Source organism: Bacteroidota bacterium (assembly GCA_016706865.1).
GTDB lineage: Bacteria > Bacteroidota > Bacteroidia > Chitinophagales > BACL12 > UBA7236.
Genome location: JADJIS010000003.1, coordinates 361,921 through 380,971, shown reverse-complemented (window position 1 = coordinate 380,971; position 19,051 = coordinate 361,921). Strand labels below are relative to the sequence as shown.

The following is a 19,051-nucleotide window of genomic DNA, read 5'->3' as shown; positions in this document are numbered from 1 at the left end:
CTCTGTTTAACTTCTTCTATCTTTGTGCCTCCAAAAATAAATGTTCATTTATGTCTAATACTTCTCTGCAGCTGGCCAATGGTGAAATTTTTTCAACAATGTTGGAAATGGAACATGAACAAATGGTTTTCTGCACCGACAAAAAAAGTGGTTTAAAAGCCATCATTGCAGTACATAATACCACTCTCGGTCCCGCACTTGGCGGTACCCGCTTCTGGAATTATACCAATGAAAATGAAGCCATCATTGATGTTTTGCGTTTATCGCGGGGCATGACCTATAAAGCAGCTATCAGCGGTTTGAATCTTGGTGGAGGAAAGGCTGTTATAATCGGAGATTCTAAAACCACCTTCAACCGCGAACCTCTTTTTCGCCGTTATGGACGTTTTGTGGAATCGTTGAATGGAAAATATATTACTGCCGAAGATGTTGGAACTTCTACGGGCGATATGGAATTTATTGCCATGGAAACGAATCACGTTGCCGGAAAACCCGAAGAAATGGGTGGAGGTGGCGATCCCTCACCTGTTACTGCTTACGGTGTTTTTTTAGGATTGAAAGCTGCTGTTAAATTTTCAACAGGCAGTGATAACCTTAAAGGCAAAAAAGTGTTGGTACAGGGTGTCGGAAATGTTGGATATCATTTAGTGGAGAGATTATTGAAGGAAGAAGCAGTTGTAATGATCTCTGACATTAGTGAGGACAGAATAAACAAGATCACTTCAAAACACAATGTGGAAGTAATTGGTAAAGATGCCATTTATGACACTGCAATGGATATTTATGCTCCATGTGCCTTAGGTGCAACTATTAATGATGAAACTATTCAGAAATTAAAATGTAGTGTTATTGCCGGCGCTGCAAATAATCAGTTAAAGGATGAAAAAAAACATGGCCGCGAATTAATTGATCGCGGAATTTTATATGCACCTGATTATTTAATTAATGCCGGTGGTTTGATCAATTGTTATTCTGAGTTGGAAGGTTATAACAGAGAACGAGCATTACAAAAAACAGAGATCATTTATACACGTGCTTTGGAAATATTTGATATTGCGAGAAAAGAAAATATTACAACGCAAGCTGCAGCAAACAGAATTGCAGAAGAAAGAGTAGCGGCTATTGCACATATGAATTCAAGATTATAATAGAAAATGAGCGATTACAGGATAATTATTTTGTCATAATCCTGTTATCAATTATTTTATAAAAAAATATTTAATATTTACTAACTTTCGTTACTTGAAATGCTGAGCAGAAGAGGATTAAGAATTAAGGCAATGCAAACATTGTATATTGTTTCGAGTACCGACAATATGGATGTGAGATCAGCACTAAAACAGTTAAATTATAGCATCAACAATTCGCATTTAGCGTATTTGTATGGTTTGCATTTTATTACTGAAATGGCGCACCAGGTTGAACTGGAAGCACATATTAAAAAAAATAAATATTTACCTACAGAACAGGATCTCAATTTTCCTGTTAAATTTTTCAGAAATCATTTAATAAACACGCTTTGGGAAAATCAATATTTTCAAAGCAAACTCAAAAAGGAAAAATTACTTGATTGGGTTGATGAAGAGATCGTGAAAATGATCTACAATCAAATGAAGGAATTTAAACCTTATGAAAAATATGCTGCAGAAGTAAGTGATGAAACAGGAGATAAAAAGATAGTGCAGGAAATTTTCGATAATTTTTTATTGAAAAATGAATATTTTGATGAGCACATGGAAAATGTGGTGGGAACCTGGGCTGATGATGAATTTATTGTGAAAGGTTTGATGGAGGAATTTTTTAGAGCTAAATCCATTTCATCACAAAATGAAAAAGCACTTTTCGATTTTCATATCAGCGAAGAGGAACAGCGATTTGCCGATACTTTAGTCGGAAAAACCATGGAGGAAGATGCTCACTTTGACGAGCTGATAAAATCAAAACTGCAGAATTGGGAACTTGACCGTGTATCGCTGATAGACCGAATTCTAATGAAAATGGCCATCACTGAATTTTTATTTATTCCTACCATTCCAATTAAAGTTACCATAAACGAATATCTCGACATTTCTAAATTATACAGCACACCCAAAAGCAGAGAATTCATAAACGGTATACTTGACAAACTTATGAATGAAATGAAATCAAACGGCCAGATTATAAAAACAGGCCGTGGTTTAATCGAATAACCCTTAAATTTGTACTATGAGATCAAAACTAAATTCCATCGTTCTTATCCTCGCTTTTTTTGCAGCAGGAACCTTGATTTCCTGTAAAGACAAACCTGCAACTGTAAATACTACTGCTGAATCCGGTGAGGAGAAAAAACTTTCCACTGATGTAGTGGAAAATTTAACCACCATCACCTTTGAACGCGACCTAAATGATTTTGGGGAGATGATACAAAACGAAGTTGTACACACAGAATTTAAATTCACCAATACCGGAAAATATGATCTTATAATTTCCAGTGCCAGAGGTACTTGTGGATGTACAAAACCGGAATGGCCAACTGAACCTATTGCACCCGGTGAATCGGGCGTAATTAAAGTGGGTTTCGACAGTAAAAATAAAAGTGGTCCTTTTAATAAAACCGTAACAGTAACTGCAAATACAAACCCTGCTGAAAGCAGAATTATAATTAAGGGTGTTGTAATTGTTCCAAAAGATAAATAAACCAAAATAACCAAAAACTAACAAACATGATCAATAATTTAGTATTTCTAATGGCACCAAGCGGTGGCGAATCTTCAGGATCTTCCAGTTTTATGAGCATTGCATTTTTTGTATTGTTTTTTCTGATCCTTTATTTTTTTATGATACGTCCGCAATCTAAAAAAGCAAAAGAACAAAAATCATTTTTAAATGAAATTAAGGTTGGCGACAAGATTGTTACCATAGGCGGAGTGCACGGTAAGATCTTAAAAGTTGATGAAGATACTTATCTTATCGAAGTAGATACCAATACCAAAGTGCGTATCGAAAAATCAGTAATATCTTTAGATTTTACAAAAGCTGTTGCCGCGCGTAAACAACAATCTTAATCAATTCAATTTATTTAATTGACATTTACTGATTCTTATTCTCGTTCAGTAAAACCAAAACCGGGCAGAAATATAATTCGTATTATATTTTGCCTGGTTCTTGCTATAATGTTATGGCTGCTCAATGTTTTATCTGAACCACAGGAAGATATAATTGCAGTGGAATTAAACTACAAACTTGCAGATAACAAAGTAAATACCATTAAACTCCCTGATGAAGCAAGTATACTTGTGAGAACAAGTGGATGGAACCTATTAAAAGAATATTTTTTTAATCGTTCCTTATCGCTGGATCTTATTAATTATACAGACAAGGAGCTCTTGCTTACAAATAATAATATTTCAATTTTCAGTCAGGAATTACCCGCAGTTTATCAGATATTACATATTTCGCCGGATACATTAAATATGCAATTTGATGAACTAATATCAAAAAGTATACCTGTTTTTATTACTACATCTGCTACAAATAAAAACGCCTTTGGAATTGATTCCATTTTTATTGAACCCGATTCTATTACTATTTCCGGAGCTGAATCCCTGATTGGAGAAACGGAATTCTGGCCAACAGAACCCATCGAAATTTCACCTGTCGATACTTTATACAAAGGTTCTGTTGCATTGGAATATCCCGATCAGAATAATATTCAGATGTCGGCTATTGTTGTATCATATAAAATTATGATATCGCCATATACCATACATTCCTTTACTACGCTTATTCCTATTCCGGGTACGAAAGATCTTAAAACGGTTGTTGTAAATTATACCACTGAAAATAAAAATATAACAACAACCAATGGTGAAGGTTTCCAGTTTATTACAAGATACGATTCCGTTAACCATAGATTTAACATTATTAACGTGAAATATCCGGAAGGTGCACAAAATATAAATACCATTCCGGCGTTCCTATATACTACTAAACCAAAATGATAAAAGCAGGAATTACAGGTGGGATCGGAAGTGGCAAAACCACTGTCTGCAAAATATTTGAAGTATTGGGAGTTCCTGTTTATTATGCTGATGATCGGGCAAAAGAATTAATTACTACAGATACGACACTCATCAAAAAAATTAAAAAATTGTTGGGAGATGATGCCTACGATGCACAAAATAATATAAATAAAAAAAGAATAGCAGCTGTTGTATTTAATTTTCCGGAAGTATTGGAAAAATATAATGCCATAGTTCACCCTGCAGTTTATGATGACGTGGAAAAATGGATGCGTCGCCATCAACAATTTGACTACATATTAGAAGAGGCTGCATTATTATTTGAAACAGGCAGTTACAAAAAATTAGATACCATAATTTGTGTTACTGCTCCGCTCGAAGTTCGTATTGATCGCATTAAAAAAAGAGATGGACTATCAGAAGAGGAAATTTTAGCCCGCATTAATAATCAAATGCCTGAAGAGGAAAAAATTACCCTCAGCAATTATGTTATTTACAACGATGGAGCAACACCATTAATAAGGCAGGTTTTAAGAATTCACGAAAAACTTACGGAAAAAGCGAATAAATAATGTACGGCTGAAGCTATAAAAATATGAACTTTTAAAACTTCGGTGTAATTATTGTATTTTTTTCATCAGGATTTTTAATAATTACTCCTTTATACTCTAACCCAATAGTAATAATTCCTTCGGCAGGTAAATTAGAAGCAGAAAAAGCACCGTTATAACCAAAATTAAGTCCCCAATCCTTATAAATAAATCCTGCTTTTAATGCATAGGCAAAATAATCCTGATCATTTAAATAAAGTGAAGTATATGTATTTGTACAATCACAATCTCCACCAGCTTGTAACGATCGTTTTACAAATAGATCTCCGGCCGCATACAAGTAGGGAACAGGTTTATAACCCACTTCTAAATTAGATAAAATTGCGCTGCTGTAATTATTTGTTCTCAGATCGCCACCTAAATAATAACTGAACCATGTTTTATTAAAACCCCATCCAACACCTGCACCGGGTTTAAATCCGAAACTATTGAATCCTGATTGTAATCCTGTAAAATAATTATAATCCATGGTATTTGCTTCAACAAAAAATGAAATGGAAACCATAGGTTTATCATCTATAAATTTATATAATCCCCCCACTTCAATATTTCCAAAATAATTTAGTGTTCCGGTTTCCAAATAGTTTCCTTCTATGGCATTAAATTCTGTAAGATCAGCTTCGGTAGATAAAATTTTAAAGGGAACGGCAACCTGCAGTGTCAATTTATCAGAAATTCCATATTGAGCAAATAATTGGATCGTTCTATCATTAACATTCACAGGTAGTGTTTTAATCTCTCCCGTGCTATCATATGCCATATCATAAGCGGAATTACTGAAGGAAAGATTGACATACAATTCATTTTTATCGAGAGTCCACACCTGACCATAAGATACTGAGATCAATAAAATCATGATAAATAGTGTGGATATAGGTCTTATTCGCATACTTTTGTAGTTGGATATTCAAAAATACATATTTCATCTACAAATAAAAATTTATGACCGCCGCAACCTTTGATCTTATCAAGGATATATTTTTTCTCCTGTTCTTTATTGTCGGCACTTTGTGGATGTGGGGTAAACTAAAATTTGCACCTGCCACTCAAAATAAAATGGAACATATATTTTCGCGGAGCAGAAACCGCTTCAAATGGATGTTTCTTATCGGACTACTCCTTTTATCCGGTTTATTTTTCTGGCAATACGTTTTAGGTAATTAATTTACGGGAAGTTCGAAAAGAAGATCAATTGGTTTCAGATCAACCATATGACATTTTTCACAAAACTGGGGTGTTTTATTTTCATACCATAATTGGCGGAACTGACGATAACCGGGAGAGTTAAGACATTTTAATAACCCATCTTCAAAAACATGCCCGAAGTTCAGCTCTTTGGGAAAAGGTTTGGCACAACATGGTGTTGCATATCCATCCCAACTGATATAAAAATGTCCCCAGGGGAGATGACATTTTTTGAATTCATTTTTTGATTTTACATCCCAAAGGGTGAGCACAACATTTTTAAGTTCGTCTGCTTTATCCTTTGCTCTTTTTAATTCATTTTTAAATGCATCGCTGTGAAAGAAATCGTAATAACTGATATCATGCGCAGTAACCGCTGCAACATTAAATGGTGTGATATTAATATAATCAACACCTAATTCGCTTGCAGCTTCCACAACTTCAGCCATGTTGAAATAATTTTCTTTTATTGCAACAAAATTGAACATCACATCTGCTCTTTTATCTTTACAATATTCTACTATCGCCTTAACATTATCATAAAACAATTTAAACTCTCCTCGCAGACGTACATTTTCATAGGTCTCTCCTACTCCATCCATTGATATTTGCAAAGTATCAAGATCATCTGCAATGGACTTTACAATTTCAATGCTATTTGGCAGATGTGCATTTATGGAAATTGTTGTAATGATCCCTTTATTTTTTGAACGTATATATTTAAGTGCTTCAGGAAGTTGTTTATACATAAGCGTTTCACCTAAACCTGTTAATCCGATGGAATCAACATAAGGATACACTTCATCAACAACCTTTTTTAATTGTTTAATATCCATAAATCCCTTATCCATATCTTCACCATATTGGTATTCGCGTGGACAAGTGATGCATTTTAAATTACAGTGATTGGTAACCTCCAACATTATGGAGGAGGGATGGGCAACTTTGGTACTTTTAATTCTTTTAAGATACCAGCCATACATTTTATTGGAGGTATATCGAAAAAAGTTGATCCCTCCGGGTAAACTTTTTAATCGCCGGATCGCTTTTTTAATTCTTCTGCTGTTTATACCAAATGCCATGAGCCTGCAAAATTACGAAGAGTAGCGCTATTTTTACTCTGAAAATGCAACTGTAAATACTACATAAAGGTTTGATATACGGAAAAGATAATTTTCTAACTAAAGACTATTTCTAAAAATAGCATTCTAAATAATGTTACTTTCGAAGGCTTCACGCTAAATTCTTACCTTTGACGAGAAATCAAAAACTATGAAACAGGTAATTTCCGCTTTAATATTCTTCATTTGCACTCCATTATTTGCGCAACATACATTTTCTATATGTGCAGTTGACCCTGTTACCGGTGAGGTTGGCAGTGCAGGTGCGTCTTGTATAGAAAATTCACATATTATCAGTGATGTTCATCCGGGAGTGGGAGTTATTCATACTCAGGCTTATTATGTTCCGGGTAATCAAAATTATGCTGAACACCTTATGGACTCAGGAGTTGCACCTTTGGCAATTATTGATTCCTTAGTATTAAACGATTTTTTTAACAATTCTACAATACGTCAATATGGCGTGGTTGATCTTGGGGATGGAGGCAGAAGTGCTGCTTTTACAGGCGAAAGTTGCAGCGAATGGAAAGGACATCTTACGGGAACTACCTACGCAATTCAGGGAAATATTTTATTGGGACCTGAAATTTTGGATGGCATGGAAACAAATTTCATCAATACCGATGGAAATTTAGCTTGTAAATTAATGGCTGCTCTTCAGGGAGCAAAAGTTCCTGGTGCTGATACACGTTGTTTGGATGCCGGAATTTCTGCTTTATCTTCCTTTATTCGTGTGGCTAAACCAACTGATGCTGCAAATAGTCTCTGGCTCGATCTTAAAGTTACAGATGTGGAAGGCGATAGTGTTGATCCGATAGATTCTTTACAAACAATATTTGATGCATTGGGTGGCTGTGATTTTACTGGTTTGCACGACATCAGAAATAATGATGCGGCACCGGTAATTTATCCGCAACCTTCCATGGATGTTATCATTTTTAGTTTGAATGATAAATTTGATGATATAGAAATTTATGACCTCAATGGAAGATTATTATTCACCGAAAATATCAACGGAAAAAATTCCATAACAATAAATAGCGCTGATTGGGGAAGAGGAATATATTTATATATACTCACAAAGGATGACCGTGTTACCTCCGGAAAAATAATTGTGGAATAAATTTAAAAGGTTATTCTGTTTCTTGTAATCCGCAGATCAATTCAGCTATACTCAACAGCGATTTTTGCGGAGGTGTGATTACATTCGCGAATCCGCGTTCCAATAGATACTTCTTTGTATTGGAACCAATTGCAATAACGGTGTGATTTGAATTGATGAAATTTTGCATCAAATAACCCTCCACATTTAAACTGCTGGTAAATACTAAAATATCCGCTTCAATTTTTTGGGTGGAGAAAGCATTATTATTATATACAGATAACGCAGTAGTTCTGCAATATTTTGAAATTATTTCCTGAATATCGGGCTGACGATTTTGAGCTCCCGGAAATAAAATTTTTTCTCCTTCGGCCAAAGCAATAAATGCATCTGATATTATTGCATTTTCACCTTCGCCAATAAAATCAACCTTGTAACCATATCTCTGAACCATTTTTGCAGTTTCGGCACCAATTGCAGCTATTTTTATTTTTTCGGGGAGAGAATTTATTTGCTCAAAAAAATGAATAACTCCATTCTTGCTGGAAAAAAACATCCAATCAAATGCATCCAATGTAAGATCATTGTTTATTTCAATTCTGTTTATATCGACAAACGACACTGATTCAACTAAAAATCCTGCATTATTTAATATCTGTAAATGATTTTCGAAACCCAAAGATGGTGAAGAAATAAACACCTTTTTATTTTGTGTTTGTGTTAGTATTTGAAATATTCGTTGCGCTAATTTATCTGTGGAATTTGATTTTAAGTACAATCTTTTTAAACCCGTTCCTTTATCATCAGCTTGTGCTACCCAAACATGATATTCCATATTTTTTTCCTCACAATACACTCCTAAAGGCATATGGCAACCACCTTGAAATAAATTCATGACCTTGCGTTCCACTTTAATAGTTTCCGCAACATCAACATCATTTATTTTTTGTAAAATATTTATAATAAGATCATCCTTGTCCCTGCATTGAAAGGCCAGCACCCCTTGCGCGGGAGCGGGTACTACTTTTTGTGGTTTCACCTTCACCACATGCAGATCATCAAGATTCAATCGCAGGCGATGAACACCGGCAAACGCGAGTACAATGGCATCAAAATCACCCTTACGCAATTTTTCAATTCTTGTCGGAACATTACCACGTATATCTTCACAATTAAGATCAGGACGAAAAAATTTTAACTGCACATTTCTGCGGGAAGAAGAAGTTCCAATTACAGCATTTTCTTTTACCTGAAAAATTTTTAATGGATCAACACAATCCTTCCTTATCAAAATTAATTCAGATGGATCTTCACGGTGCGATACTGCAGCTATAGTTAATCCCGGTGTAAAATCTGTAGGAAGATCTTTATGTGAATGTACGGCAACGTCAATAGAATTATTTAAGAGCGCATCTTCAATTTCTTTTGTGAAAAATCCTTTTCCTTCGAGTTTTTCCAGACTCAAATGTTGAATTTTATCACCTTGGGTCTTAATTATTTGAATTTCAGAAACAAAACCAAGTTCTTTTAATTCCTCTTGCAAAAAATTTGCCTGCCATAGAGCAAGATCACTACCCCGTGAACCAATAATGATAGTTTTTTCCATAAATCTCAGTGTTTATGGTGTCTTGCCTCTTTTGAAGATGCCATGGTGAGTGCAAGATATTTTTTTTCCATATAATCTAGTAACTTATCAATAACTTCTTTTGAATTATTGTCTAATGCAGCAATTTCTTTTACGTAAACTTCTTCCACTGCTTTTTTTCTGATCTCATTTAATTTTAATGGAATAATGCTATGCGCCTTCTCCACCATCCTATCAACATAGGCAGTCTGAAAATCCTTTACAAACTGATGCACAAGATGTTTTGCTTTTATCACCTCTGCTTTTCTTGACGCGAGATTTTTTTGAGCGATGGAACGCAGATCATCAATTTGAATATATTCAACAGGAAAATTGGAAATTACACTTTCCTCCGTATCCAGTGGAATGGCGAGATCAATTATTATTTTTTTCGTAGTATCATCCCCAATAAGTGCCTTATAAATATTTTCCGATATTTCTTTCTTGTGGGAGGATGTTGAGGTAATTATAACATCAAATCCCTCGTTATAATTAATTAATTCGGATAAAGGAAAAGCTCTTCCATGAATTGAAGATGCAAGTTTTTCTGCATTAATTAATGTGCGATTAAAAACAGTAAAATTTTTAAATCCTAAATCCAGGAGATAATCACACATATGCGATATAGTTTCTCCTGCACCGATTAGTAAAAACCGCGTGTTAACTGGTAACTTAAATTGTCGCAATTTTAAGGCTGCCAGCGAAACAATAGAAACAGGTTTTTCTGCAATTTTGGTCTCGGAATATATTTTTTTTGCAGCCGGGATCAAAAATTTCATTGCAAGTCGGATATCATCTCCGGTTAATTGCATATCCTTCGAATCCTCATAAGCAACCCTCAACTGGCGAATGATCTCACGTTCACCTACAACCATCGAATCGAGCGAAGCACTTACCTCGCACAAATGTTCTAAAGCCTGCGAACCTTCATAGAACGAAGAATGCATAGCATTACAAGCTTCAAACTGAGGATTTACTGACCTAAAAAAATTTGTGGTGAAATTTCCGGTTATCGGAGCAGTAGTAGTAAAAAAGTAGGTAACCCTGTTACAGGTATTCAAATACATGAGTTCATCCAAACCCATCTCCTTTTTGATAAAATGGAGTTTTTCGGCAAGATCCTTACTTTCTTTATCCGAATTGATCACATAATGCCTCAATTGTTCAACCGGAACTTGTTTATGGGTAACTGTTAATACTTTGTATTGATTCACCGTCGCTTAAAATATATATACTACTTACGTAAAAAGGCGCTGCAAAATTCCTTACAGACGGTCATGGAATTGTCATGAATTTGTCATAAGCCTATGACAATTCTCCAAAAAGGGAATTAAGTTATGCACCTCGGTATTGTATAAATTGGAATTAATAAATGATTATCATTACAATAGGGAGTATCACATACTAAAATGTCGATCAAATTATTATTGTCGCCCAATACTTTAACTGATGAATCATTCGATATGATTTATGGGGACGAGGTTAAACGTTTATCAGCCGTGCATTGGACGCCGGTATCAGTTGCATCAAAAGCAGCCGCGTGGCTTGTATATAAGGAAGGTGATAAAATATTGGACATTGGCTCCGGAGCAGGCAAATTTTGTTTTGTTGGAGCCATAACTACAAAAGGACACTTTACAGGGGTGGAAAAAATAAAAAAACTGTGTGATATCAGTAAAAAGATTCAAAAAAAGGAAAACGTACCAAACATCACGTTTTTGCACGATGATATAAAAAATATCTCCTTAAAAGGATATTCCGGTATCTATTTTTATAATGCCTTTCACGAACTGATTTTAGAAAATGATACGATTGAAAACCCAGCTTTGATCGCGGAACAAATGTATTACGACTACTCCAATTATTTGTATGAGCAGTTGGAAAATTTACCGGTTAATACAAGATTGGTAACTTATTATGGGCATATTAATCAGGTACCGAATAACTATAGATTAGTGGATTCTGATTTTGAGAATGAATTAAAATTTTGGGTAAAGGAAAATTAATCACAAGCATGGGTATTTTCGGAAAAGTAAAAAAAGGAACACAATTTTACAGTATTGTATATTTGAAATGCCCTAAGTGCCAGGAGGGTAATTTATTTACGCATAAAAATCCCTATAATTTTAAATACACTTTAAGTATGCCCGATAAATGTACCAACTGTGGCATTAGTTATAAGTTTGAACCCGGATTTTATTCTGCAGCTCTTTGGACGAGTTATCCAATTGTAATCATAATAACTGGATTTTTATGTGTTTTGTTTATGGTGTGGTTAGCAATATCCATCAATATTTCATTGGTTTTAATAGGAATTATTTTATTGGTTTTACAACCACTTATTATGAGGTGGGGAAGAGCAATTTTAGTTAATAATTTTATTGGGTATGATGCAGCATACAAAATGAAAAAGAAATTGTAAATATTTAAATTTTTAACCTTAGAAAAAGTGCTCATCTGATTTTACTGATGCAAAACAGTAATATTCTGTGATACAACCACATTACTCAAATTCCCACTCCTGTCTTTCAATTGTATTTCAAAATTTACATTTTCAGAAGCAGCATCCGGATCAACAAGAATGGTATTATTCATAACCACCTTTAATTCCCCCTGAATAGCAATATCGGCACCTTCAGGAGCAAGCAGCGGCACAAAAAACGATTCCGTTAAAGGAATTCTGGTGTCAGTTACAAATAAGGAAAGTGAATCGGGTGAATTATATCCGAGATCGCCATTTCCATCTTCATAATAAATAATAAAAACAATACTGTCTTCAAAGGCCGTAACAGTACCCGGTGAAGTTGATCGAATTTCAATATAGGGTTCATCCGGCATAGGTGGATTTATTATCGGCTCTTCCTTTTTGCAACCTGCAAATAGCATCACAATCACCACAATTAAATTGAAAGGTTTTCTTATCATTCTATTACAAAAGAAAAATAGGTCATAATATAAAATTGTGAATCATCAGGAATTTCGGTGATATAATCATGCGAATTATCCTGAACATTTATGCGCAAAAAATATAATTTACCGGATTCAAAATCGGAGGTATTAATTGTAAAATGATGCCAATAAGGAAGTATATACAGTGGATCATAATAGGACGGACCATAATATGGAAAAAAGTTTGGTTCCACTTCAAAATCTATTTCTGTTACACCTGTATTAAATAATCCATCCTGAGATATTTTAATGGAGCTCGATACATAACTTGAAGGATTTTGGAAAACAAGATTTTCATCGGTATCATAAATTCCAACCCAAAATTCCACATTGGAAGATGCCGGTAATTGAACAGGTGATACAAAATCGGCGCGAATAGTATCCAGGCGAATACCATCTGTATCATTTTGATATGCTATAAATCCATAAGTTGTCGGTTGAAAATCGGCAAGCGTTGGCGACTGTCCGAAAACATCTTTTGCGCCATCTAAAATCCAATCAATAATTATTTGTCTTTCATTTGGATACAAGGTATCGTATAATGGCATTCGACCCAAAATTTCATCTTCCGTGGTAATGCGTTCATATAACCAGGAAAAGGCAGTATCACCCGGAACAACTCTCCAACTAAAGGTTCCATCTGCGTCATTTTTTATTACGGGAGCATAAACGAGTGTATTATAGGCACTTTGCACCGTTCTGAAATCAGGTTCAAATGAACCGTCATGACAACCCGGCACAGCACAGGTTTGACTGAATATATATTTATGTAATCCCAAAAAACTATTTGAGTCGATAGGAATATCATCCAACACTCCATCAGAATAATTGATGGTATCAAAAGGATTAAATGGAGGATCGGGTTCTATTCTTATAATTTCTTTTTTACAACTGTTTATAAAAACAACAATTGCTAAAAAAAATAAAAATATTTTAATGGTGTTTTTCATTTTATACAAATGCTTGCTCTAAAACGGAACCCGATAAATATCCACCGGGAATATTATCCTTAAATCCTAAAATATGTGCGATCGTCGGAACAATATCAATCGTTTCTCCAATGGGATCTTCTGCATCACCAACTTCCAGACCTTGATTTACAACGGAAGGCGGACCAACAATTAAACTAAATATATCTCGTGAATTTTCATCACCAGTATGATCATAAGCAAATAATCCGTTGGCATCTGCAATAACATTGGGTGTCATATTTCTACCATGTTCAGGTATACAGATCATAATTGTATCATTCGCCATTTCAGGATCGCTTTGAATTTTCTCCCATAACCAACCAACACCATAATCTGCTCTGTGTAAGTAAGAAATATAATCGCTGAAATTGGTGTGACAGATGTCGAGATTTGTAGTATTTATCACCATTAATTCAGGATGAAATTGTTGAAGAACTTTCCAGGAAATTGCAATATTAGAAAGGTCACCTGTAATTTGATCATAAGGAGTACCAACAGGAATAGGCCATTCAATTGGAATTTCTCCTTTAATTAATTTCAAAATAAAATCCTGAATTGCTTCTCTGTCTTCGGCAATATTGGAGATGCCCGGAATATCTGTAACCGATCTATCAAAATTACTATCAAGAAACGAACGAATTGTTGCAAGTCGGCTCAACTCATCGGGATGCATGGCATTTAAGGTAGAAAAATAATCGAAACCAATATTTCCGAAAGTAGTTAAAGGGCTGATATGATTTGCACCATATAAAGATCCATAATTGGGAGAATTGCTATAATTTAAATTTACATATGGACCAAGATCGAGCGACATCCACCAGGCATTTAATGCACTTTTCACAGGATCGTTATGTTTGCGATAATATTCAAAAATGGTTGGCATTTCCGGATTTACATATAAATTTAAACTCTCCGGCGTATAATTTCCGGTGATGATTGCAGTATGTCCGTTAAAATGTCCCGTTGGACCACTGGCATATCGCATGTGTTTGAATAAAGTTCCTTTAGTAGCTAAGGGAGCAGGTGAAACCGTATCCCATATATTATATACAAGGTTAGACGCAGGAGACGCACCTGACAACATATTGCGCATAATATTTCCAGAAGGACCTGCAGCCTGATTTATTAAATATTGTTGCTCTACGGTTTCCTGGTTTCGAATTCCTCCGCCGAATATTACTAATACAACATGATTAGCCAATCGCACTCCTGAACTCCTCGAAAAAGTACCTGCAGGAAGAATATATGGCGAAGCGATCAACCCCGCTGCTGCCATTGCCGAATTTCGAATAAATTTTCTTCTGTTCATCTTTTTAATTGACAATTGATAATTGATAATTGACAATGTGATCACATTTTAATTTAGATCTTAGGTTAAGTATTTTTTGTCTGATCATATTTATTGTGATTATATGTCGAATATGAATACATTTATTTTTTCATGCTTTCATTCATTCATTCTTTCATTTTATTTTCTCCCTTCCCTCAGACCTACCAGGTTAAAAAAAACCTTGTAGGTCGAGGGCATTATCGGGTTTAATTATCAATTGTCAATTATCAATTGTCAATTAATAGAACATATATTCGTTACTCAATAAAAACGCCCTGAACACATCTGTTACAGTTATATCCTCATCATTTTCAATTATGTTGTGTAAACTATATTTTTCATAGGCTGTAGGATTGCGCAAATAAAAACGCAAATACGATTCATTTATAAAGGCATCAATATCATCGCGCATTTCTGCATTTGTTGGGAACATTGCGGTAACTGCGGGATCTTCGAGCATGGCATTTAAGATCAATTCATTTACCAGGGTTTTGTCGCCAATAGATAATCTATAAATTACAAGGTTATCTAATATTGTGGTAGGAATACTCGAAAAGGCTAGGTTGCTATAAAGGCTCGAAATATATTGAATGGGTGTTTTTAAACGATCTTTTTCGGTGTTGGATTGATAAACTGGAACAGTATCGATCTGATAAATAATATTATCATAGATCACCTCTTCCACAATTTCTTTTTTACAGGAGGAAATAAAAAATATAATTCCTAATATAGAAAAAATAAAATATTTAACGGTTTGTGTATTCTTAAAATCCTGCATATTCCTCAGAAATTAAAAGTTTAATTTTTACACTGTTAAAGTGGTTTACATCCATCATTTCTTGTCCATACATATCCATTTCCTCACTATTTGGCGCTCTTGCCAATAAGGAATTAAAAACATCAATGGTTTGTCCCTGGTAAAATTCCGGAGAATGAATTATGATATCAATAAAATCAGATTTCGAGCTCCCGTCCTGTAAAAAGATCTGACTGGATGCACCATCCACCATTGACACAGCATCCAATAATTCATCGTCGGTAGGATATCGGTGAAATAAATTCTGAAAACAGGAGATCACGAAATTTTCGCTTCCCATATTTACCATGTCGTAAAAATAATTATTAATAAAACGCTTAAAATATTCGTCAATAAAAATGGAGCCTTCATATAACTCCACATGTGCAGTTGACAACAATATTAGTTTTTCATTTTCGATGGTATAATAAAGCGCCTCCACATCCAAACCCGTATCATAATATATATCAATAATATAAACCCAATAATCAATTTGCGATTTTAAAGAAAAACTATCCAAAGAAACCAGATACTTTTGGGTGGTAAGTACGTTTATATTTTTATAATACTCCCAGCTCGTCATCAAATTTTCAACAATATCTTCACGGGCATCTACGGAGTAATCAAATTCAATTAAATAATCGGATTGTTCCAATAGTTCCGATTCTGTAGCTGCCCTCCCATAAAGGTCGATATATAAGTTATTGATATAACTGTTTAAAGTGATCTGCGAGACACCGTCAATTGGAGGAGCTACGTTCCCATCGATGATCAGATCTTCATGAATTATACTATCTTTTGCACAGGAGGCAAAAAACAGGGCAAGAATTGAAATAATAGTAAGCGCTTGTCGCATTCCGAACCAAATTCAATCTAAAAATAAGAAATTTATTTAATTGTGTGTATGCGCCAGCCCCTCAATAATTGTAAAACGCAAGAAGCCTGTAGTTTATTATTTGACAATTGAGAAACCATCCTAAACTAAAAAACGGCTCACCCGGAGCCGTTCTCTTTTCATACTTGTGCTGTTTCTTGAACGAAACACAGCAAAAGCATATTTTTATATTTTTACAGAGATAATTATTTAATTACTTCTGCTTAACGATTTCTTCTTTTTGATTATTATGATTATACAAAATTATGTCCGTTCTTCACCTTGTACAATAGTGGTAATTAACATAGTTGTACACCTTGTACAGAAATGTACTCAGTGTTTGAATGAACAATGAGTAATGAGTAATGAGTTTGATCCGAGTGAGCTTGATGATTTTACTCTTAATTAATAATTCCAGTGAGTTTAGAGTCATCCGGACTCACGATTGACGATTCACGATTCACGAAATGAGTGATGAGTAATGAGTAATGAGTTTGATCCGAGTGAGCTTGATGATTTTACTCTTAATTAATAATTCTGCTAAGCGAAAGTGGTGAGTAGGGAGTAGTGAGTATGATTCTAGTGAGCCTGATGACTTTACTATTAATTAATAATTCTAGTGAACAGGAAGCAATCCGGACTCACGATTCACATTCACGAAAGCTTTCGATTTTCAATAAAAAAGGGCGACAAAAAAATTGTCGCCCTTGGAAAATTTAATTAAATAATCTCAGAAATTAAATAAGATTCCAAAATTAAAAGTACCTGCCCAATCAAGACCGAATCCACTGGATTTATATTCTTCGGTGTATGGATCATCATTAAAGTCTTTAAGATCAGCTTTTTCGGTATAGGATGAAAACCCTAAAAATCCGTAAGAGAAATCAAGACCGCATCTGTCGGTTAAATTAATTGTAGCACCCGGACTAATTCCAACTCCAAAGGAGGAAACCTTTGTTTCGGTGGTTGTGGTTGTATTTCCATCGTTGTATTCGTCGGTCATGGAACCAAAACCAATTGGAACACCCAATTGTGCATAAAGATGAACCATATCACCATGAACATAGTAATAACGTACACCCGGTGCGATAGTGAACATGCTGTTAGTAGATGTGCTCTCATCGCCTGTAGTGATAACATCTTTAGCTACAGATTTAGATTGTGAATAGTTGATTCCTATTCCGGCAGCAAGATCTTCAGTGATCATATATCCGATCCAGGGACCAAGGTTGAAGGAACTGTATTTAGGAAGATCAGTTGTTACGCTGGTTCCACCGGCTGTAGAAGTAAAGGTTGCAGATGATGAACTAAACCCCAGCATTCCTCCAACTAATATAGTTCCCTGTTCAATTTGTGCATTTACCTGACCTAATGCGAACAGGCAAATTGATAAAATGACAATGTTTTTTTTCATAATAGTTATATTTTGGGTTTAAAATTAAACCCAATACACTTTGGCAAGTATGACATATATCAACCATTTAAAAATTCAGTGCATTATAAATACTACATGAAACCTTATTCAGGCATATATAAAGTATCATAACTTACACCATAACCACACCATATACCAAGTCCACCGGTAATATTTGTTTGCACTATAGTAGCAGAGGAAAATGGTCCATCAGTTCCACTGTCAAATTCCAAAGTCCTCCAAAAATTATAAGTAGGATAATCAATGGTGCACCACTTTAAAATTACAGTATCACCTCTTAAAAAATATCCATAAGGCAGTTCTTCAAACTCTTCGGTTGGATTAAATCCTCGATCAAGAGTAAAATCAAAAGTTTGCCCGTTAATTAAATTATCATCAAATACACTCGAATATCCCGAATAAAATGCTTCGCTGTTTCTCTTGGTAAAATATCGATAAAAATCGCCGGGTTCTACAGGATCTGTTAGTGTAAGGTACAATCTGAATAAAGAATCGTTTTCCGGATCATCGTGCTCGCGGTAATAAACTGAATCGGGAGGAACGGGAGGAAATATGGTTGTAGAGGAAGTTATGGTTTTACCATTAAACTGAATATTCAGGTCGTAAGTTTTACCGGCTTCACCAGTGAAAGCAGGGAATCCGGTAAAAATATCAGGTACGGTATATAAACAAATATTTATTGGTATCGTTCCTGCAGTATCCAGATCAACTCCTAAAAAAGCAGCTACCAAAGGAATTATTTCATCGGGAAGATCTGCAAGACAAAATTCCGTTAATTCAACCGTATTAATCCCATCGCTTACCGTTACAATTGCACCGTGAACGTAATAATTATCCAACTCATTAAAATTTACTTCACCATAAAAAGGAACAGTAGATGTTAATGAAATTATAGGAGGTAAACCTTGTTCAATACTACCTTCCACAACTATTTTAGATTCAGGATCAGGAATATCTATTGTGATGTCTTGTGTACACGAATTAAATAAAAATAATCCTGACATCAATACAGGTATTACTTTTATTAATTCAATTATTTTATTAAGTTTCAT

The 19,051-nt window shown here is 34.7% G+C and carries 21 protein-coding genes; 10 read left to right on the top strand and 11 right to left on the bottom strand.

The window, feature by feature from the left end; all coding sequences use genetic code 11:
• Nucleotides 1-50: 50 nt before the first annotated feature.
• The 6 genes from IPI31_11240 to IPI31_11215 all read left to right on the top strand — a co-directional run bounded on the left by IPI31_11240 (nucleotide 51) and on the right by IPI31_11215 (nucleotide 4,573).
• Complete coding sequence (locus tag IPI31_11240; protein ID MBK7568385.1) at nucleotides 51-1,148, top strand: Glu/Leu/Phe/Val dehydrogenase; 1,098 nt, start codon at nucleotides 51-53, stop codon at nucleotides 1,146-1,148.
• Nucleotides 1,149-1,247: 99 nt separating this feature from the next.
• Nucleotides 1,248-2,189 carry a transcription antitermination factor NusB gene (gene nusB / locus IPI31_11235; protein MBK7568384.1) on the top strand — a complete coding sequence of 314 codons (942 nt, stop codon included), beginning with the start codon at nucleotides 1,248-1,250 and terminating at the stop codon, nucleotides 2,187-2,189.
• A 16-nt stretch (nucleotides 2,190-2,205) separates the two neighbouring features.
• The gene (locus IPI31_11230; GenBank protein MBK7568383.1) at nucleotides 2,206-2,676 is read left to right on the top strand and encodes a DUF1573 domain-containing protein; all 471 of its coding nucleotides are present in this window, start codon (nucleotides 2,206-2,208) and stop codon (nucleotides 2,674-2,676) included.
• A gap of 50 nt (nucleotides 2,677-2,726) precedes the next feature.
• A complete protein-coding gene (yajC, locus tag IPI31_11225) occupies nucleotides 2,727-3,044 on the top strand; it encodes a preprotein translocase subunit YajC (protein ID MBK7568382.1) in 318 nt (105 codons plus the stop codon).
• Between the two features lie 18 nt (nucleotides 3,045-3,062).
• Nucleotides 3,063-3,980, top strand: a complete 918-nt coding sequence (locus tag IPI31_11220) for a YbbR-like domain-containing protein (protein MBK7568381.1) — start codon at nucleotides 3,063-3,065, stop codon at nucleotides 3,978-3,980.
• Nucleotides 3,977-4,573 (top strand): dephospho-CoA kinase, encoded by a 597-nt coding sequence (locus IPI31_11215; protein MBK7568380.1) that lies wholly within the window; start codon nucleotides 3,977-3,979, stop codon nucleotides 4,571-4,573. Before IPI31_11220 ends, IPI31_11215 begins: the two co-directional genes overlap by 4 nt.
• A gap of 31 nt (nucleotides 4,574-4,604) precedes the next feature.
• Here IPI31_11215 and IPI31_11210 read toward each other — a convergent pair whose 3' ends face one another.
• Nucleotides 4,605-5,501, bottom strand: a complete 897-nt coding sequence (locus IPI31_11210) for a hypothetical protein (protein ID MBK7568379.1) — start codon at nucleotides 5,499-5,501, stop codon at nucleotides 4,605-4,607.
• 53 nt (nucleotides 5,502-5,554) lie between these two features.
• Here IPI31_11210 and IPI31_11205 point away from each other — a divergent pair, with 53 nt between their 5' ends.
• Nucleotides 5,555-5,776 (top strand): hypothetical protein, encoded by a 222-nt coding sequence (locus tag IPI31_11205; protein MBK7568378.1) that lies wholly within the window; start codon nucleotides 5,555-5,557, stop codon nucleotides 5,774-5,776.
• On the opposite strand, the gene IPI31_11200 is transcribed toward IPI31_11205, so the two are convergent.
• The gene (locus IPI31_11200) at nucleotides 5,773-6,867 is read right to left on the bottom strand and encodes an SPASM domain-containing protein (GenBank protein MBK7568377.1); all 1,095 of its coding nucleotides are present in this window, start codon (nucleotides 6,865-6,867) and stop codon (nucleotides 5,773-5,775) included. The genes IPI31_11205 and IPI31_11200 overlap by 4 nt on opposite strands.
• A 202-nt stretch (nucleotides 6,868-7,069) precedes the next feature.
• Between IPI31_11200 and IPI31_11195 the strand changes: the two genes are divergently transcribed.
• Entirely contained in the window at nucleotides 7,070-8,041 is a 972-nt protein-coding gene (locus IPI31_11195) for a DUF1028 domain-containing protein (GenBank protein ID MBK7568376.1), read from the top strand.
• A 10-nt stretch (nucleotides 8,042-8,051) separates the two neighbouring features.
• On the opposite strand, the gene hemC is transcribed toward IPI31_11195, so the two are convergent.
• The gene (gene hemC / locus IPI31_11190; protein ID MBK7568375.1) at nucleotides 8,052-9,626 is read right to left on the bottom strand and encodes a hydroxymethylbilane synthase; all 1,575 of its coding nucleotides are present in this window, start codon (nucleotides 9,624-9,626) and stop codon (nucleotides 8,052-8,054) included.
• 5 nt (nucleotides 9,627-9,631) lie between these two features.
• Nucleotides 9,632-10,858 carry a glutamyl-tRNA reductase gene (gene hemA, locus IPI31_11185; GenBank protein ID MBK7568374.1) on the bottom strand — a complete coding sequence of 409 codons (1,227 nt, stop codon included), beginning with the start codon at nucleotides 10,856-10,858 and terminating at the stop codon, nucleotides 9,632-9,634.
• A gap of 195 nt (nucleotides 10,859-11,053) precedes the next feature.
• Between hemA and IPI31_11180 the strand changes: the two genes are divergently transcribed.
• Together IPI31_11180 and IPI31_11175 are read left to right on the top strand one after the other, a co-directional pair.
• Complete coding sequence (locus tag IPI31_11180; GenBank protein ID MBK7568373.1) at nucleotides 11,054-11,650, top strand: methyltransferase domain-containing protein; 597 nt, start codon at nucleotides 11,054-11,056, stop codon at nucleotides 11,648-11,650.
• A complete protein-coding gene (locus IPI31_11175; GenBank protein MBK7568372.1) occupies nucleotides 11,632-12,066 on the top strand; it encodes a DUF983 domain-containing protein in 435 nt (144 codons plus the stop codon). The genes IPI31_11180 and IPI31_11175 overlap by 19 nt, the downstream gene beginning before the upstream one ends.
• Nucleotides 12,067-12,107: 41 nt before the next feature.
• Here the strand turns inward: IPI31_11175 and IPI31_11170 are convergent, their stop codons facing one another.
• From IPI31_11170 to IPI31_11140, 7 genes are all read right to left on the bottom strand, one after another.
• Nucleotides 12,108-12,569 (bottom strand): hypothetical protein, encoded by a 462-nt coding sequence (locus IPI31_11170; protein MBK7568371.1) that lies wholly within the window; start codon nucleotides 12,567-12,569, stop codon nucleotides 12,108-12,110.
• Complete coding sequence (locus tag IPI31_11165) at nucleotides 12,566-13,543, bottom strand: hypothetical protein (protein MBK7568370.1); 978 nt, start codon at nucleotides 13,541-13,543, stop codon at nucleotides 12,566-12,568. Before IPI31_11165 ends, IPI31_11170 begins: the two co-directional genes overlap by 4 nt.
• 1 nt (nucleotide 13,544) lies before the next feature.
• Nucleotides 13,545-14,873 (bottom strand): hypothetical protein, encoded by a 1,329-nt coding sequence (locus tag IPI31_11160; protein MBK7568369.1) that lies wholly within the window; start codon nucleotides 14,871-14,873, stop codon nucleotides 13,545-13,547.
• A gap of 259 nt (nucleotides 14,874-15,132) precedes the next feature.
• Complete coding sequence (locus tag IPI31_11155) at nucleotides 15,133-15,672, bottom strand: hypothetical protein (GenBank protein ID MBK7568368.1); 540 nt, start codon at nucleotides 15,670-15,672, stop codon at nucleotides 15,133-15,135.
• Nucleotides 15,659-16,546 carry a hypothetical protein gene (locus IPI31_11150; GenBank protein ID MBK7568367.1) on the bottom strand — a complete coding sequence of 296 codons (888 nt, stop codon included), beginning with the start codon at nucleotides 16,544-16,546 and terminating at the stop codon, nucleotides 15,659-15,661. Before IPI31_11150 ends, IPI31_11155 begins: the two co-directional genes overlap by 14 nt.
• Nucleotides 16,547-17,294: 748 nt before the next feature.
• Complete coding sequence (locus IPI31_11145) at nucleotides 17,295-17,978, bottom strand: outer membrane beta-barrel protein (GenBank protein MBK7568366.1); 684 nt, start codon at nucleotides 17,976-17,978, stop codon at nucleotides 17,295-17,297.
• A 104-nt stretch (nucleotides 17,979-18,082) separates the two neighbouring features.
• The gene (locus IPI31_11140; protein ID MBK7568365.1) at nucleotides 18,083-19,051 is read right to left on the bottom strand and encodes a DUF4249 domain-containing protein; all 969 of its coding nucleotides are present in this window, start codon (nucleotides 19,049-19,051) and stop codon (nucleotides 18,083-18,085) included.

What these genes read in the sequence shown, in the direction of transcription:
- IPI31_11195 (MBK7568376.1), top strand. Translation starts at nt 7,070, where the DNA reads ATGAAACAGGTAATTTCCGCTTTAATATTCTTCATTTGCACTCCATTA.
- IPI31_11240 (MBK7568385.1), top strand. Translation starts at nt 51, where the DNA reads ATGTCTAATACTTCTCTGCAGCTGGCCAATGGTGAAATTTTTTCAACA.
- IPI31_11210 (MBK7568379.1), bottom strand. Translation starts at nt 5,501, where the DNA reads ATGCGAATAAGACCTATATCCACACTATTTATCATGATTTTATTGATC.
- IPI31_11145 (MBK7568366.1), bottom strand. Translation starts at nt 17,978, where the DNA reads ATGAAAAAAAACATTGTCATTTTATCAATTTGCCTGTTCGCATTAGGT.
- IPI31_11170 (MBK7568371.1), bottom strand. Translation starts at nt 12,569, where the DNA reads ATGATAAGAAAACCTTTCAATTTAATTGTGGTGATTGTGATGCTATTT.
- yajC (MBK7568382.1), top strand. Translation starts at nt 2,727, where the DNA reads ATGGCACCAAGCGGTGGCGAATCTTCAGGATCTTCCAGTTTTATGAGC.
- IPI31_11230 (MBK7568383.1), top strand. Translation starts at nt 2,206, where the DNA reads ATGAGATCAAAACTAAATTCCATCGTTCTTATCCTCGCTTTTTTTGCA.
- hemC (MBK7568375.1), bottom strand. Translation starts at nt 9,626, where the DNA reads ATGGAAAAAACTATCATTATTGGTTCACGGGGTAGTGATCTTGCTCTA.
- IPI31_11150 (MBK7568367.1), bottom strand. Translation starts at nt 16,546, where the DNA reads ATGCGACAAGCGCTTACTATTATTTCAATTCTTGCCCTGTTTTTTGCC.
- IPI31_11160 (MBK7568369.1), bottom strand. Translation starts at nt 14,873, where the DNA reads ATGAACAGAAGAAAATTTATTCGAAATTCGGCAATGGCAGCAGCGGGG.
- IPI31_11140 (MBK7568365.1), bottom strand. Translation starts at nt 19,051, where the DNA reads ATGAAACTTAATAAAATAATTGAATTAATAAAAGTAATACCTGTATTG.
- IPI31_11165 (MBK7568370.1), bottom strand. Translation starts at nt 13,543, where the DNA reads ATGAAAAACACCATTAAAATATTTTTATTTTTTTTAGCAATTGTTGTT.
- nusB (MBK7568384.1), top strand. Translation starts at nt 1,248, where the DNA reads ATGCTGAGCAGAAGAGGATTAAGAATTAAGGCAATGCAAACATTGTAT.
- IPI31_11205 (MBK7568378.1), top strand. Translation starts at nt 5,555, where the DNA reads ATGACCGCCGCAACCTTTGATCTTATCAAGGATATATTTTTTCTCCTG.
- IPI31_11180 (MBK7568373.1), top strand. Translation starts at nt 11,054, where the DNA reads ATGTCGATCAAATTATTATTGTCGCCCAATACTTTAACTGATGAATCA.
- IPI31_11215 (MBK7568380.1), top strand. Translation starts at nt 3,977, where the DNA reads ATGATAAAAGCAGGAATTACAGGTGGGATCGGAAGTGGCAAAACCACT.
- IPI31_11155 (MBK7568368.1), bottom strand. Translation starts at nt 15,672, where the DNA reads ATGCAGGATTTTAAGAATACACAAACCGTTAAATATTTTATTTTTTCT.